A 15772-nucleotide genomic window follows, 5' to 3' on the forward strand; every position below is an offset into this window, starting at 1 on the left:
TCCTTAAATAATGTCCGGAACGTCCTGACCGTTGGGTGGCGGGCTCAGCCCTTGGCCTGGCGGGGATAGAATCGCTCGCCGGCGCTGGCCATCTCGCGCAACTTTTCGGTGGGCGCATAGAGCGGGCCGAGTTCCTCGGCCAGGCCCTCGGCCAGCTCGACGAAGGCATCGACACCCATGGCATCGATATAGCGCAGCGCGCCGCCTCGAAACGGCGGGAAGCCGATGCCGTAGATCAGCGCCATGTCGGCCTCGGCAACAGTGCCGACGATACCGTCCTCCAGGCAGCGCACGGCTTCCAGGCACAGCGGCACCATCATGCGGGCGATGATGTCGTCGTCCGAGAGCTCCTTCTGCTCCTTGACCACCTGCTTGACCAGCGCATAAGCGTCGTCGTCATTGACCTTCTTCGGCTTGCCCTTCCTGTCCTCTTCATAGGCGTAGAAGCCCTTGTCGTTCTTCTGCCCCAGGCGGTCGTTGTCGAACATCAACTGGACGGCGCTCTTGCCATCCTGTGCCAGGCGCTCAGGGAAGCCTTCCGCCATCACCTCACCGGCATGCACGGCGATATCAATACCCACCACGTCGAGCAGGTAGGCGGGGCCCATGGGCCAGCCGAACTTCTCCATCACCTTGTCGATGCGCTGGAAGTCGGCGCCCTTTTCCAGCAGGAAGTTGAAGCCGCCGAAGTAGGGGAACAGCACACGGTTGACCAGAAAGCCGGGGCAATCGTTGACCACGATGGGCGTCTTGCCCATGGCGCGGGCGTAGGCCACGGTGGCCGCCACGGCGGCATCACCGGTCTTTTCGCCGCGGATCACCTCCACCAGCGGCATGCGATGCACCGGGTTGAAGAAGTGCATGCCGCAGAAGTTCTCCGGCCGCTTGAGATTCTCGGCCAGGCGGGTAATGGAGATGGTCGAGGTGTTGGTGGTGAGGATGGCCTCATCGCCGACCGCCTCTTCCACTTCGGCCAGCACCTTGCCCTTGATCTTGGGGTTCTCGACCACCGCTTCGACCACCAGATCGACATGCTCAAAGTCACCGTAGGAGAGAGTCGAGCGGATGTTGGTGAGTCTCTCGGCCATCTGCTCGGTGGAGAACTTGCCCCGCTCCACCTGCTTGGCGAATAGCTTGCGCGCCTCCTTCAGGCCAAGCTCGACGGCTTCTGCCTTGATGTCCTTCATCAGGATCGGCGTGTCCTTGGAGGCGCTCTGGTAGGCGATGCCGCCCCCCATGATGCCGGCACCCAGCACCGCCGCCTGCTTGACGGGCCGCGCCTGCTTCTCGTAATGACCCCCCTTCTTCTTGACCACCTGGTCGTTCATGAACAGGCCAACCAGATTGAAGGCGACATCGGAGAGCGCCAGCTTGGCGAAGGCCTTGGCTTCGATGGCCTGAGCACGGGCTCTCGACTCGCCGGCGCCCTTCTGAATGACCTTGATGGCCTCGATGGGTGCCGGGTAGTGCGGACCCGCCTTACCGGCCACATAGCCCTTGGCGGTCTCGAAGGCCATCATCTGCTCGATAGGCCCGAGGCCCAAGGGGCCTGTCTTCTCTGCGCGGCGGGCCTGGTAATCGAGTTCGCCCGCCTGAGCGCGGGCCAGGATGTCGTTTGCCGCGGCTTCCAGCTGCTCGCCAGGCACCACGGCATCCACCGCCCCCATGCTGAGTGCAGCGTCGGCGCGGTTCTCGGTGCCACCGGCGATCCATTCGATGGCGTTGTCGGCACCGATGAGTCGCGGCAGTCGCACGCAGCCACCCCAGCCCGGCAGGATGCCCAGCTTGGTCTCGGGCAGGCCGATCTTCGCTGACTCGGCCATGACGCGAAAGTCCGTGGCCAGGGTGATCTCGCAGCCCCCACCGAGGGCCAGGCCATTGATGGCGGTGACGGTGGGGAACGGCAGATCCTCTATGGCATTGAAGATGCCATGCACCCGCTCGAGAAAGTTCTCGATCTGCTCCGCTCCCTGCTCGAACATAGCTTGGAACTCGGTGATGTCGGCGCCGACGATGAACGCTTCCTTGGCGCTGCAGATCATCAGGCCCTCGAGACCACTTTCGGCCCGGATGGCCGAGACGGCCTCCCCAAGCTCCGCGACAACGGCGCTGGAGAGTTTGTTGACGGACTCGTCCTTCAGATCGAAGGTGAGCGTGGCAATGGCATCGCTCCCGTCCTTGAGACCACGAGCCACCGTGATGGCATTGCCTTGATAGATCATCCAGGAACCTCCATGCAGGAATTCATACGGCCGTTTGATTTTTGTCAGCTTGGTGCAGCCGAGACCGAACGTCAAGCCCTGCCAACAGCATGGCACGTCCAGGGCCACTCACCCCAACGGGACCCCGGCTGTTAGACTCGACGGATGAACCGAGAACCCTCGACGGATTCGCCCCAGCCCTCCGCGACAGCTGCCGTCGGCAAGCAATCGCCGCGCCTCAGCGCCTGGCAGGCTCGCATCGAACGGCTGGTGGAGCTCGTGCGGCCCTGGAGCTGGCTGTGGCCACCGATGGCCCTGGCCGCCGGCCTGGGAAGCTTCTTCCTGGTGGAACGCCAGCAGTGGCTGGGCGCGATGCTGGCACTGGGCATGTTGCTGGCCTGGGTGCTGCTGCTTTCCGAGAGCCTGATCGGCCGATTACTGGCCCGGCGTGGCTACCCGGCCCTGCCGCGTGGTGTGACCACCTTCATCGCCCAACTGATCCACCAGGAAACGCTGTTCTTCACCCTGCCCTTTCTGCTCGCCACCACGGTATGGCACAGCGGCCAGGCGCTCTTCACCCTGCTGATCATGGCCATGGCGCTGCTGTCGATCCTCGACCCGCTCTATTACCGGCTGGCCGAACGGCAGCGCTGGCTCTACTTCGCCTTCCATGCGCAGTGCGTGTTCCTGGTGGTGCTGGTCACCTTGCCGACCCTGCTGCACCTGACCACCGGCCAGAGCCTGCTGCTGGCCATCGGTGCCATGGCGCTTTTCAGCCTACCGAGCCTGATGCACCTGCTACGGCCGATGACCCCCTCACGCTGGCTGGCGATGTTGGCGCTGCTGCCACTGCTGGCCGGAGGTGGCCTGGGTGGGTCGCGCCTGGGTGCCACCCGCCAGCCTGCGGGATCTTCGGGCAGCGCCCTACCTCCGGGGCTTCGATACCCAGGCCAGAACCCCCATCGGCAGCACGCGCCTGACCCCGTCCGCGCTGACCAGCGAGGGGCTTTGTGCCTTCGGCGGCAATCCAGCTGCCCCCCGCGGCCTGCGTGAGGACGTTGTACATGTGTGGCGACAGGACGGTGAAGAAGTCGACCGCATCCCGCTGGAGATCCAGGGAGGACGCGAAGCCGGTTACCGATCCTGGAGCCACAAGCAGAACTTTCCCGAGGACACGCCAGGCGAATGGCGCATCGACGTGATGACCGATCGCGGCCGGCGGATCGGAATGCTGTCGCTTCAGCGAGTGAGTGACGACGCTCAGGCAGGCCACCCTGGGCCGACGGCAGGATCGAGCGCCCCTGGGCGCTCCCCGGCGGACGTCTGCGTGAACTGCTGCCTCGGCCCGAATCGGCCTCCGACGGAGCAGCCGGAAAGGATGGCGAGACCGAGACGAGGAGTGGAGGACGAGGTGGAAGACGAGGAGTGGGAGGACCAAGGAGATCAAAGAGACCGAGGAGATCGAAGAGACGGGCAGGTATGGCGGGCGAGGCCAGGAGGAATCCAATGATAAGCCTGCTTGCGTTCCGCGGCGGACGGTTCCAGACAATCCCAGGAGGCTTCTCCCGGATGCACAGAGCCCATGCCGCCAGAACATCGGCTTCCAGCTTTCCCGCGTGCCACGCCTGTGGCGCGCCGTCATCGACCGGCGCCTGGCGCCGCTGGGCCTGACCCAGACCCGCTGGATCACCCTCTATCACCTCTGGCGCCTCGGGCGACGGCCAACCTGGATTGCGACCTGGGCCGTGTTCATCGGCGTCGAGCGCCTGCCTGTTCAACCTGGCCCGCGCCCGGACCAGCTCGCCGAGCAGGGACTGGTCGAGCGGCGCGGCTGCGATACGGACCGCCGCACCAAACGAATATTCTTGACCCCCGAGGCCACGCCGCTGCTGGAACAGATCGACGCGGTAGTCAGCCAGGCGCGCGGCGAGATGCTGGCAGGTCTCGACGACGCAGAGGTCGAGCAGCTGGCGAGCCTGCTGTCGCGCATCGAGGAGAACGGCCTGGCGATCCAGGCCTGCGAAGACGTAGAGTCATAATCTTCAGCCGCGCGGCCCGTCCAGGGGCCGCTCCTTCCCCGGCTGATCGGGATGCCCGGCCAGGGCATCGCGCAGGGCCGCGAAATCCTCCAGGTAGCTGGAAAAGCGCTCGGCATCCTGTGACTCCCACCACCAGAGACCGAGAGCCGCCCTGTTCGATTCCAGCACCTTGGCATCCAGGGGTAGGCGGGTCAGTAAAGCCTCGAGCGGTGCTTCGGCCGCTTCTGGCAACGGTCGCAGCGGTTCGAAGCGCCAGTACCAGCCATGTCGAAACGGCTTCAGCGCCGGGCCTGCCTCGACGTCTCGCACCAGCGTGAAATCAGGCCCTGGCTGCTGGGGCGGATAGGGCCAGCGGTAGTGGGGCATGACCCCCCTGGCTTCGTGAAACGGTGGCTTGTCCAACTTAACGGTGACGCCTGCCCGGCTCATGGCCGTGCGCATCTGCGCCACCCGCTTCTGGCGAGGGTTCGGCTTGAGCCAGAGCACCGGTGAAATCACCAGCATCACCGCGATAAAAATGATCACCCAGGCCATGCCGTTCTCCTCGTGAATCTTGATGCAATTCGTTGTCTTGTCATGCGAGGCATCCTAGAGTGGAAGCGTCCCCAACACGCTGGACGCTGTACGGAGAGTCACATCATGAGCAACGAATATCGTCATGTCCTGGTCGCCGTCGACCTGACCAAGGACTCCTACAAGGTGCTGGAGCGGGCGATGCAGATCGCCGACCGCAACCAGGCCAAGCTATCCATCATGCACACCCTGGAGCCGCTGGGCTTCGCCTACGGCGGCGATATCCCCATGGACCTCACCAGCATCCAGGACCAGCTCGACGAACATGCCAAACAGCGCCTGGCCGAGATCGCCGACACCCATGTGCCCAGCGAGAACCAGCACGTGGTGGTGGGCATGCCCGACACCGAAATCCACCGCTTCGCCGAGGAGCAAGACGTCGACCTGATCGTGGTCGGCTCCCACGGACGCCACGGCTTTGCCCTGCTGCTCGGCTCCACCTCCACCGGCGTGCTGCACGGTGCTCGGTGCGACGTGCTGGCGGTGCGGGTGGGCGCCAAGGGCGAGGAGACTGAAGAGTAACGAGTCGCGCCTTACTCCTCCCCAAGGGCGCCCAAAAGGCGCCCTTGGGGTTTCAGACCCGACGCCAGCGAAACGCCACTGAATCGCCGCGTTGTCACTCGCCGGCGGCCATCGCCTCGAGCTCCATCCACCGCTCCATGGCCGCTTCCAGCGTGGCCTGGGTATCGTTCAGCGACTGCAGGGTCGCCGAGACGGTATCGGCATCCTGCTGATAAAACCCCGGATCGCCCACCTGAGCCTCGTAGGCGGCCACCTCCTCCTCGAGACGTTCTATCTCGCCCGGCAGGCCGTCGAGCTCCCGCTGCAGCTTGTAGGAAAGCTTTGCCGGCCGGCTCGCGGGGGTAGCACCTGCCTTGGTCGATGCCGGAGCGTCGCTCGCCACCGGGGCCGTGGGTTCGACATGCTGGCGCGCCGCCCCTTCCCAGGGCGCCGGCGGCAGCCGACCCCCTGGCGCACCCAGTCGCTGTAGCCGCCCACGTATTCGCGTACCCGACCCTGACCCTCGAAGGCCAGTACGCTGGTCACCACGTTGTCCATGAAGGCACGATCGTGGGAGACCAGCAGCAGGGTGCCATCGAAGTTGAGCAGCAATTCCTCGAGCAGTTCCAGGGTCTCGACGTCGAGATCGTTGGTCGGCTCGTCCAGCACCAGGACATTGGCCGGCTGAGTGAACAGCTTGGCCAGCAGCAGGCGGTTGGACTCCCCGCCCGAGAGCGCCTTGACCGGTTGGCGCACCCGCTCGGGGGTGAACAGGAAGTCCTGCAGGTAGCTCATCACATGACGGTCGCGACCGCCCACGGCGATGCGATCGCTGCCCTGAGCCACGTTGTCGTAGACGCTCTTCTCCGGCTCCAGCCCGGCACGCAGCTGGTCGAAGTAGGCGACCTGCAGCTTGGTCCCGAACTGCACCTTGCCTTCGGTCGGCTCGAGCTCTCCGAGCAGAATCTTGAGCAGCGTCGTCTTGCCGGCACCGTTACGGCCGATGAAGCCGATGCGGTCACCGCGCTGAATCTCCAGGGTCAGGTCGTCGATCACCACCTCTTCGCCGAAGCGCTGGGTGACGTGCTCGAGGCTCACCACCCGCTTGCCGCTGCGCCCGCCACTGTCGACGGCGAGCGAGGCCTTGCCCTGGCGTTCGCGACGCTCGCTGCGCTCCCGGCGCAGCTGCTCCAGCGCCCTCACCCGGCCCTCGTTGCGGGTGCGCCGCGCCTTGATGCCCTGGCGGATCCAGGCCTCCTCCTGAGCGAGCTTCTTGTCGAACTCGGCGTGCTTCACGAGCCTCGACTTCCAGCTCGTGGTTCTTCTGCTCCTGGTAGGCGGCATAATCCCCGGGGTAGCGGCCCAGGCGCCCGCGGTCGAGTTCGAGGATCGCCGTGGCGAGCTTCGAGAGGAAGGCCCGGTCGTGGGTGATGAAGAGCACGGCGCCATTGAAGTCCAGCAGCTGCTCTTCCAACCAGGCGATGGTGTCGAGGTCCAGGTGGTTGGTGGGCTCGTCCAGCAGCAGCAGATCTGGCTCGGCGACCAGCGCCCGGGCCAGCGCCACGCGGCGCCGCCAGCCACCGGAGAGCGCCGCCATCTCGGCGTCGGCAGGCAGCCCGAGCCGGGTCAGCACCACGTCGATGCGCTGGTGGAAGGACCAGCCGTCGATCGCCTCGATCCGCGTCTGCAGTTCGGCCATGCGTCGCATGTCCGGGTCCTCGTCGTGGATCAGGTGGTGATACTCGGAGAGCAGTTCACCGGCCTCGGGGAGGCCCTGGGCGACCACGTCGAAGATGGTCTGGCCAGTGGCATCCGGCAGCTCCTGGGCAAGCACGCCGATCTTCAATCCCGGCGCCCGCCAGATGTTGCCGCCGTCGGCCTGGATCTCGCCGGCCACCAGCTTGAGCAGGGTCGACTTGCCGGTGCCGTTGCGCCCCACCAGGGCGAGGCGCTCGCCCTTTTCCAGCACCAGGTCGGCACCGTCGAGCAGTACCTGGTTACCGTAGGCCAGTTGCAGCTGTTCCAGACGTAGCAGGGTCACGCGCTCACCTCTTCATTCATTGAGGGCGCTAGTGTAACGCATGGCCGGCCCGGCGTGGCGACGGGTACAATGCGCGCCTGTTTCCTGAAGGAGTTCCGCCTTGGCTGCCCCGACCGACACCTTCGACGACGTCCTGCCCGAGGCCCTGCGCTTCACCTCGCCCGCCCCGCTGGTGGACATCGGCGCCAACCTGACCCACGAGAGTTTCGCCCGGGACCTGCCGGCGGTGCTGACCCGCGCCCGGGCAGCCAACGTCACCACCCTGATCCTCACCGGCACCGACCGCGAGCACGCCGAACAGGCCGTGGAACTGGCGCGTCGCCACCCGGGACTCTTCGCCACAGCCGGGGTGCACCCCCATGACGCCAGCCAGTGGGATCCGGCGCTGGCGCGGGCGATGCGCGACCTGCACCGCCAGCCCGAGGTGGTGGCGGTGGGCGAGTGCGGCCTGGACTTCAACCGCAACTTTTCCACCCCCACCGAGCAGGAGCGCGCCTTCGAGGCCCAGCTAGGCCTGGCGGCGGAGAGCGGCAAGCCGCTTTTTATCCATGAACGGGACGCCGGGCGACGCATGCGCGAGATGCTGCACGCCTGGCGCGACGATATCACCGATGCGGTAATCCACTGCTTCACCGCCGACCGCGAGACCCTTTATGGCTACCGGGACCTGGACCTGCACATCGGCCTGACCGGCTGGCTGTGCGACGAGCGTCGCGGCCACCACCTGCGCGAACTGGTCGGCGAGATCCCCCTGGACCGGCTGATGGTGGAAACCGACTGCCCGTACCTGCTGCCGCGCAATTTACCTGCCAAACTCAAGGGCAGACGCCACGAACCGGCGCTGCTGCCCTGGATCGTGCGGGAGATAGCCCACTGGCGGGGCATGGACGAGGCCGAGCTGGCCCGTGCCACCACCGCGACCGCGCTCGCCTTCTTCCGCCTGCCGGCGGGCGAGACACGCCACGCCAACCAACATGAGGAGTCCTGACATGGCCGGCCCCGAGAGCAACGAGATTCCCGGCTTCATCGCCGTCGAGACCGGCGAGGACGGCGGCTTGCCGCTGGCCATCGCCTGGACGCTGCCCGACGGGCGGGTCAAGCATACCCTGATCCAGCCGGACGACGACTGGCTGGATAACGAGATGGTTTCGCTGGGCGAGTACAGCCTGGAGGAACTCAACAGCATGGGAGTGAGCCCCCTGGACGTCATCCGCGAGCTCGAGAATGACCATTTCAGCGCGACGCTCTATACGGCCGGCGTGAGTGACGATGAGGCGGCGATCTCGCAGCTGTTCGACACCTACGGCCTCGACCCCTTCGTCGAACTGGCCCCGGCGGAGAGCCTCTACGATGAGCTCGAGCCCGGCGACTGGGCCCGAGCCCGGGGCGAGCTGTTCGGTGAACTGGGACTCGAGCCACTACGCCCCGAGCACGAGGTGGCGGTGATGCTCAATCTCCACCAGCGCCTCGCCCCCGGCGTCACGCCCCCCGAGGCCACCCCCTTCGATGGCCGTCTGCTGGACGGCGACGACGCCGACGACTGAGCGGGCCCCGTGGCAACTACGCCCCCGACCGCCCCAGCAGCGCCAGGGCCCGCTCGACGATGCCCGCCACCGAGGGCAGCGTGACCGTGGCGGCCGGCCCCAGGGCAATGAAACTGTCCTCGGCGGTCAGCCGTGCCAGGCGCTCACCCGCCACGCCGCGCTCGACCAGGCCGGTGATCAGCTCCTCGCTAAGCGAGCCCGACCGCCGGCATTCGTCCACCACCAGGATGCCCGAACAGTCGGTTACCCGACGATGGAGCGCATCGTGATCGATAGCCGTCAGCCAGCGCAGGTCGATGAGGCGCAGCGCGATGCCCTCTTCCTCAAGGCGGACAGCCGCCTGCCGTGACAGGTGGACCCCGTTACCGTAGCTGACGATGGCCAGGTCGCGTCCCTCTCCCCATTGGCCGAGCTCACCCACTGGCAGGCGGTAGTTCGGCCCAGGATCAACGCAGCATCCGCGATCATCCCCCTCCTCCAGCAGGTCACGGGCATGGTAACGGGCGATGGGCTCGAGGAGCACCACAACGCGCTGCTCCTCGTCGGCCAGGCGAACCGCCTCCTGCAGCAGCCCCACCGCCTCGGCCCCGTTTGACGGGCAAGCCACCAGCAGCCCGGGAATATCGCGCAGCACGGCAATGGCATTGTCGTTGTGGAAGTGGCCGCCGAAGCCCTTCTGGTAGCCGAGCCCGGCGATGCGCACCACCATCGGGTTGGTGTACTGGCCATCGGAGAAGAAGCTCAGCGTGGCGGCCTCGCCGCGCAGTTGATCCTCGGCGTTGTGCAGGTAGGCGAGAAACTGGATCTCCAGGATGGGCACCAGGCCGCTCTGCGCCAGCCCGATGCCCAGTCCCAGGATGCTCTGCTCGTCGAGCAGCGTATCGATCACCCGGTGCGGACCAAACTGCGCCTGGAGCCGCTGGGTGACCCCGTAGACTCCGCCCTTGCGGCCGATGTCCTCGCCAGCCATCACCAGGTGCGGATAGCAGGTCATCAGCCGCTGCAGCGCCTGGCTGATCAGCTTCGCCATGGGGGCCGGGCTCGGGTCGCTTTCTCCCTGCCAGGCTCGCTGCCGACCAGGACGCGACGGCGGCACGATGCTCGCCATGACCTGCTCGGCGCTCTCCAGCTTCGGTAGCCGGATCACAGCCTCGGCCTCCCGTGCCACCCGCTCGCCGATCGCCCGGTAACGCTCGGCGATCTCCTCCACGGAGAGAATGCCGTGACGGCGCAGCAGGCCGGCACTGACCAGCAATGGGTCGCGGGCCTCGTCGGCCTCGATACGCGCGGCCGGCAGGTAGGCCTGCTGGGCATCGGAGCCGGCATGACCGAACAGGCGCACACAGTGCATATGGAGGAACACCGGCTGGCGATGGGTGCGGGCGATGTGCGCGGCCTCGCGGGCGACCTGCCAAGTGTCCAGCAGGTCGAGGCCGTCACAGGCGAGATAGTGGAAGCCGGGACGGGCACGCATGCTGGCGGCGATCCAGCCGGCCGGCGTGGGCATGGAGATGCCGATGCCGTTGTCCTCGCAGACCATCACCAGCGGCATGGGGGCACCCTGCCAGGCGGCCCAGCCCGCTGCATTGAGGGCACCCTGAGCGGTGGAATGGTTGAAGGAGGCATCCCCGAAGCTGCAGAGAACCACGCTGTCCGACGGCCACTCGCCGCCACCCCCAAGGCGACGCCACAGGCCCAGGCTGTGCGCCGTCCCGACCGCCTTGGGCAGATGGGAGGCGATGGTGCTGGTCTGGGGCGGGATGTTGAGCGTTCTGGAACCCAGCACCTTGTGGCGACCGCCGGAGATCGGATCCTCGGCCGAGGCTGCGAAGCTCAGCAGCAGGTCGCGGATCGGCGTCTGGCCTGGCACAGCACGGCTGCGCTGGATCATGAAGGCCGCATCACGATAGTGCAGGAAGGCGGGATCAGTGGGCCGGAAGGCGCGAGCGATGGCGGCGTTGCCCTCATGGCCGGCACTGCCGATGGTATAGAAGCCCTCGCCCCGTGCCTGGAGCCGCCGGGCGTGGAGATCGAGCTGACGGCTGGTCAGTTGAGACTCGAAGAGCTCGACGAGCGCCTCAGGGTCGAGCCCGGCTGACTCGAGGGAGCGCTGATGTTCCAGCTCGGGCCAGCTGTCGTCATTCAGGGCGGCAAGGAAGCGGCGTTCCTGAGGCAGGGGTTCGGCCACGGTCGGTCTCCGGTCGGCTGGACAATGCCCTTCAGCCTAGTCGATCGCCTCGTGGGGCCGCGAACCTGCCGACTCGAGCCAACATTGCCCGGCCGCCACGGCCTGCTCGAGGCTGGCACCCTCCTGGTAGAAGGCCACCAGCGCCTGCCGGAAAGCCGCCGCCCGGCCCGGCAGGCCCTCACGCAAGTAGCGTTCGGCGCGCGCCTCGACTCGCGCCTGGAAGCCCTCGCGGTCGACCTCCACCTCGCCCAGGTTATCGATGCTGACCCGGAAGGGCCGGTCGCAGGCCCGAGAGAAGAGCAGCTCCAGCGCCTGAGGCGCCACCTCCACCGCCTCGAAGTCGCGCTGCTGGCCGGCATCGCGGCCGTCGGGCAGGTACCAGTAGCCGTAGTCCTCGAACTCACGCCGACGGGCGCCGGCAATGCACCAGTGGCTGACTTCATGCAGGGCGCTGGCATAGAAGCCGCGGGCGAAGATCACCCGATGACCAGGGAGAGGCCTCGTCCGCCGGCAGGTAGAGCGGTTCATCGCCGCCGCGCACCAGGCGGGTCCGGTAGCGGGGCAGGAAAAGGCCGTCGAACAAGGCCATCACATCCTCGAGTCGGTGGCTCACGCAGGCTCCAGGTAGGCATAAAGGGCGCCATTATAGGGGCAAGGCCGGACACAGCGAAAATCACTGCCCCCTGATACACTGGGCGGCCTGCCGGCGTTGGCCACGTTACCGGCGATACCGCCTTCACCTCGATACGCATGGAGCTTCTTGCCTTGGCCTCGTTCTCCTCACGCCTGCTGGCCACCAGCCGCAAGGAAACGCGGCCGCTACTGCGCCTGGCACTGCCCATCTGCGGGGCCCAGCTGGCCCAGGCCGGCATGAGCGTCGCCGACGTGATGATGACCGGACGACTCAGCGCTACCGACCTGGCGGCGGTCTCGGTGGGCTCCAGCCTGTGGATGCCGCTGATGCTGTTCATGACCGGCACCCTGATGGGGCTGACGCCGATTGTCGCGCAATTGCTGGGGGGTGGCCGCACGGCGGGGATTCGTCCCAGCGTGCATCAGGCGCTATGGATCGCCCTGGCCCTGGGAGTGGCCGCCGCGGTGCTGATGTGGAGTGCGGTCATGCCGGTCTTTCGCCTGATGGCGGTGCCGGAGGAGGTCGCCAGGCGCGCCGCTGCTTATCTGGCCGCCGTGGCGTTCGGCATGCCCGGGGTGGCCCTTTTCAGGCGCTACGCGCCTTCTCGGACGGCATGAACCATACTCGCCCGTCGCTGTGGATCAGCCTGATCGGACTCGGCGTCAACATCCCCAGCAATTTCATACTGATCTACGGTGGCGAAGGGCTGACGGGACTGTTCGGCGAGGGGTTACCCGATATCCTGCAAGGCCTGCCCGCCCTGGGGGCGCTTGGCTGCGGCATTGCCACGGCGCTCTCCATGTGGGTGATGTGCCTGGCGATGATTGCCTACACCCGCCGCTCTCGGGCCTACGGCGATATCGCGCTCTGGCACTCTCCGACGCTCCCGCGTTGGCCGCTGATCCTCGAGCTGCTTTATGTGGGCGTTCCCATCGGCGTGGCGATCTTCGTCGAGGTGACGCTGTTCACCTTGATCGCGCTGTTCATCGCCAGCCTCGGCGAGGTGACCGTTGCAGCCCACCAGGTGGCCCTCAACTACACCTCGATACTCTTCATGCTGCCGCTCTCCCTGGGGATGGCGCTGACCGTGCGCGTGGGCAACACCCTGGGCCAGGGCCGCCACGATGACGCTCGGCTGGTGGCCTGGAACGGCATCCTGGTGGCACTGGCCGTGGCGGGGCTCAACAGTTTGTTGCTGTGGATTACTGCCGAGCCGGTGATCGGGCTTTATACTCATGACAGTGAGGTGCAGCGCTTGACCTTGACGCTGGTCGGGCTGGCGATGATCTTCCAGGTATCCGACTCCCTGCAGGTCAATCTGGCCGGGGCCTTGCGCGGTTATAAGGACACTCGGATCATCATGCTGATCACCCTGCTGGCTTATTGGCTGGTGGGGCTGGGCGGCGGTCACTGGCTGGGAGCGCAAGGTCTGTTCGGGTGGATCGACCCGATGGGCGTGCACGGTTACTGGATCGGCCTGGTTGGCGGCCTGACCATCGCAGCGCTGCTGCTGGGGGAGCGGCTCAGGCGCATCAGCAAGGCGACGACCCATGGACAGATCGAAATTCCTGCCGAGTGACTTCGGCCGTACAGCCTGCCGCCACGGAGTTCGGGGGCTGGCAGGGATGCTGTTACTGCTGCTGGTCGGCTGCGGCGAGGGGGACAGCGAGACCCTGCTGCGCGGCTACCAGCTCCGCCTCGCCGAGACACTCTCGCTCGAGGCGCCACCGCGCTCAACTCCGGACAACATCGCGTGCCTTCCCCGAACGCGACCAGCGGCTGTTCGAGATTGCCGAGACCCGGGAGGGCATGCTCGATATCTATGCGTTGCGCAAGTGTCATATCGCCAACCTGGTGGCGGGGCGTAACAACCAGCTCGGCAAGGTGGCGGCCCCCAGCCAACGCTGGCTGTACGAGCTCCAACTGTGGCGCAGGCTGAGCGGCTGCTGGAACGGCGACGTACCGGAGTCCCTCTCCGATGACAGTCGTGAACGTCTGGCTCACCTGACCGAGACCAAGACCGATCAGCTACCGCAGGTCAGCTGGAACGCTCTGTTCGCTTCCGAGGAGTGGGTCAAGAACTTCTCCCGAGCGAGCTCTCCCCTCTCTCCCGATGACTTCGACGAGGTCGAGCCGCGCAGTACCGCCCTGGGCTACTTGCGCGAGGCAACCTTGCACCAGTTCGACAGGGCCTGGGTTCCCGATTCGGCCACCCTGGAAGGTCACCTCAAGACCCTGCAGGAGCGCCCGCTCTCCGCCGAACTGCTGCGCACCCTGCTGCTGGCCAAGCAGCGACTTGCCGAGGCTTCGACACTGATCGAAGGAGTTCTGGAACACGAGGACGGGAAAGCCTGTCGCGGGGCGCCCGAGCGCCTGGCCGACTCGTCCGAGGCAACCCGGCTGATGACATGGCTGAACGACCTCGAACGCGCCGCCCGGCACTGGCTCGGGGCCATCGACGCCCTCCTCGAGGTGCATGTGACGCCCTCCACCGGCAGTGGCCGACTATCGTCGACGCTGGCTGTCGCTCACCGACCCCGAGGCTCCCCTGCCGGCCTTCACGGCGAGCCTCGATCGCCACGCTGCACTGCGCAATCGCCTTGCTCGTCACTGCCGATGAGCCACCGGGACTTAACCTCGGCAATCACTCTGTGCTATTGATGAAGTAACAGTGACGCAGTGCGCTGCCTACCAGGCCGAAGTCGTGACCACGCAGCACTTGGAGGGACATCATGGGAATCCCGCAGTCACCCCGCTCCGCCCGGGTCATCGATCTCGAGGCCATGCGCAAACGTCAACTGGCCCGACGCCGGTTGGTTCGTCTTTCACCCGAGCTGGACAATCTGGAGATGGTCTATCGGCTCGCTTCGGATGCCGACACCCTGTACGGCATGCCACTGCTGGCCTGGGGACTCCAGGAAAATGGCGAGGTCGTTGGCCTGGTGCCCTGGATGGAGGCTTTGACGCCCTGCCATCGCCTGGATGACGCCGAGCACGGACACTTCATCGGCTATCGTGACCCGGAAACCGAGGAACTCTTCGAGGAGGCACCCGAGCACAAGGTGCTGGAGCTGGAGCACGCCGCCGCCTACTTCGATTACGAAGAGACCGACGAGACTACACTGATCCAGCAGCTGCCCGAGACCCAGGGAACCCATGCCCTGTGCATGGATGAGGACGATGCTCCCTGGCAGCTGAAGCAGGTCTTCGGCTGGCGTCTCTACAGCGATGGCACGGTGGAGGCGCTACTCGCCGACGATTGTCTCATCGAGACCACTCCAATCCTGCCCAGCGATCCCTGCCTCTATCCCGGCCACAGCCGCCACCGAGTGGTCTACTTCTTCCAGCGGCAGATCGCCAACCGCATTCGGCACGAGGATCCCACCACCCTGGAAGCGCTGGCCCTGATGGTCATGCCCGACAGTGACGTTGACACATCAACCCGATGACAGGCTGGTCGCGACTCAGCCGAGACGGATAAAATAGAGGTAACTGCCGTCGTCTTCCTGCTGACGCAGGAGCTCATGCCCGAGGAAACTGCAGAACTTGGGGATGTCTCTCGTCGTGGCTGGGTCGCTGGCGATTACCTTGAGCACCTCCCCCGTGTGCATGTCACGCACCTTGTTGTGCATCAGCATGATCGGTTCGGGACAATAAAGCCCGGTGGTATCGAGCTGCGCATCACAGACCGGCAGGGAATCCGCGGAATCAACCATCTATGACCTCGTTGGGGGAAAGAAAAATAAGGGAGTAACGGATGATCAAGATCATTATCGAACGTCGTATCATGCCCGGCCTGGAGGAAGAATACGAGGCGGCCGCCCGGGAGGCCATGCGCCATTCTCTCGGCGCGCGTGGCTTCATCGGCGGCGAGAGTCTCGTCGAGCTTGGCCACAGCGATCGACGTCTGATGATCACCAAGTGGCGCGACATGCGCGCCTGGAAGGAATGGTACCAAAGCGAGACACGCGCCCGAGTCATGCAGAGTCTACTGCCACTGCTGACCGAGGAGGAGCGTATCCGCATCTACGAACCGACATCCCATTGACCG

At 66.0% G+C, this 15772-nt stretch carries 13 protein-coding genes and 3 pseudogenes; 10 read left to right on the forward strand and 6 right to left on the reverse strand.

Going from position 1 to position 15772, the window contains the following annotated elements:
* Nucleotides 1–44: 44 nt before the first annotated feature.
* Nucleotides 45–2222, reverse strand: a complete 2178-nt coding sequence (gene fadB, locus U5L98_RS13165; RefSeq protein WP_322558732.1) for a fatty acid oxidation complex subunit alpha FadB — start codon at nt 2220–2222, stop codon at nt 45–47.
* Nucleotides 2223–2366: 144 nt separating this feature from the next.
* On the opposite strand from fadB, the gene U5L98_RS13170 reads away from it, so the two are divergent.
* The 3 genes from U5L98_RS13170 (at nt 2367) to slyA (ending at nt 4240) form a co-directional block, all read left to right on the forward strand.
* Nucleotides 2367–3254 carry a DUF5924 family protein gene (locus U5L98_RS13170; RefSeq protein ID WP_322558733.1) on the forward strand — a complete coding sequence of 296 codons (888 nt, stop codon included), beginning with the start codon at nt 2367–2369 and terminating at the stop codon, nt 3252–3254.
* Between the two features lie 13 nt (nt 3255–3267).
* Nucleotides 3268–3711 (forward strand): DUF2914 domain-containing protein, encoded by a 444-nt coding sequence (locus U5L98_RS13175; protein WP_322558734.1) that lies wholly within the window; start codon nt 3268–3270, stop codon nt 3709–3711.
* Between the two features lie 85 nt (nt 3712–3796).
* Complete coding sequence (gene slyA / locus U5L98_RS13180) at nt 3797–4240, forward strand: transcriptional regulator SlyA (RefSeq protein WP_322558966.1); 444 nt, start codon at nt 3797–3799, stop codon at nt 4238–4240.
* A 3-nt stretch (nt 4241–4243) separates the two neighbouring features.
* Here slyA and U5L98_RS13185 read toward each other — a convergent pair whose 3' ends face one another.
* Nucleotides 4244–4774, reverse strand: coding sequence for a preprotein translocase subunit YajC (locus U5L98_RS13185; RefSeq protein WP_322558735.1), 531 nt, complete (start codon nt 4772–4774; stop codon nt 4244–4246).
* A 105-nt stretch (nt 4775–4879) separates the two neighbouring features.
* Here U5L98_RS13185 and U5L98_RS13190 point away from each other — a divergent pair, with 105 nt between their 5' ends.
* On the forward strand, nt 4880–5335 hold the full coding sequence (locus U5L98_RS13190) for a universal stress protein (protein WP_322558736.1): 456 nt from the start codon (nt 4880–4882) through the stop codon (nt 5333–5335).
* A 94-nt stretch (nt 5336–5429) separates the two neighbouring features.
* On the opposite strand, the pseudogene U5L98_RS13195 reads toward U5L98_RS13190, so the two are convergent.
* Nucleotides 5430–7355: pseudogene (locus U5L98_RS13195) on the reverse strand (ATP-binding cassette domain-containing protein).
* A 100-nt stretch (nt 7356–7455) separates the two neighbouring features.
* Here U5L98_RS13195 and U5L98_RS13200 point away from each other — a divergent pair.
* Complete coding sequence (locus tag U5L98_RS13200) at nt 7456–8343, forward strand: TatD family hydrolase (protein WP_322558737.1); 888 nt, start codon at nt 7456–7458, stop codon at nt 8341–8343.
* A gap of 1 nt (nt 8344) precedes the next feature.
* Nucleotides 8345–8899: a hypothetical protein gene (locus U5L98_RS13205; RefSeq protein ID WP_322558738.1), complete on the forward strand. Its 555-nt coding sequence runs from the start codon at nt 8345–8347 to the stop codon at nt 8897–8899.
* A gap of 16 nt (nt 8900–8915) precedes the next feature.
* Here U5L98_RS13205 and U5L98_RS13210 read toward each other — a convergent pair whose 3' ends face one another.
* Nucleotides 8916–11087, reverse strand: a complete 2172-nt coding sequence (locus U5L98_RS13210) for a thiamine pyrophosphate-dependent enzyme (RefSeq protein ID WP_322558739.1) — start codon at nt 11085–11087, stop codon at nt 8916–8918.
* Between the two features lie 36 nt (nt 11088–11123).
* A pseudogene (locus tag U5L98_RS13215) lies at nt 11124–11700 on the reverse strand (elongation factor P hydroxylase).
* 137 nt (nt 11701–11837) lie between these two features.
* Here U5L98_RS13215 and U5L98_RS13220 point away from each other — a divergent pair.
* From U5L98_RS13220 to U5L98_RS13230, 3 genes and pseudogenes are all read left to right on the forward strand, one after another.
* Nucleotides 11838–13300: pseudogene (locus U5L98_RS13220) on the forward strand (MATE family efflux transporter).
* A complete protein-coding gene (locus U5L98_RS13225) occupies nt 13297–14382 on the forward strand; it encodes a DUF3080 family protein (protein WP_322558740.1) in 1086 nt (361 codons plus the stop codon). The pseudogene U5L98_RS13220 and the gene U5L98_RS13225 overlap by 4 nt, the downstream one beginning before the upstream one ends.
* Before the next feature lie 71 nt (nt 14383–14453).
* The gene (locus tag U5L98_RS13230) at nt 14454–15170 is read left to right on the forward strand and encodes a hypothetical protein (protein ID WP_322558741.1); all 717 of its coding nucleotides are present in this window, start codon (nt 14454–14456) and stop codon (nt 15168–15170) included.
* Nucleotides 15171–15185: 15 nt separating this feature from the next.
* Here the strand turns inward: U5L98_RS13230 and tusA are convergent, their stop codons facing one another.
* Nucleotides 15186–15437 (reverse strand): sulfurtransferase TusA, encoded by a 252-nt coding sequence (gene tusA / locus U5L98_RS13235; protein ID WP_322558742.1) that lies wholly within the window; start codon nt 15435–15437, stop codon nt 15186–15188.
* Between the two features lie 41 nt (nt 15438–15478).
* Here tusA and U5L98_RS13240 point away from each other — a divergent pair, with 41 nt between their 5' ends.
* Nucleotides 15479–15769, forward strand: coding sequence for an antibiotic biosynthesis monooxygenase family protein (locus U5L98_RS13240; protein ID WP_322558743.1), 291 nt, complete (start codon nt 15479–15481; stop codon nt 15767–15769).
* Nucleotides 15770–15772: the final 3 nt, after the last annotated feature.

Source organism: Halomonas sp., from assembly GCF_034520545.1.
GTDB lineage: Bacteria > Pseudomonadota > Gammaproteobacteria > Pseudomonadales > Halomonadaceae > Halomonas.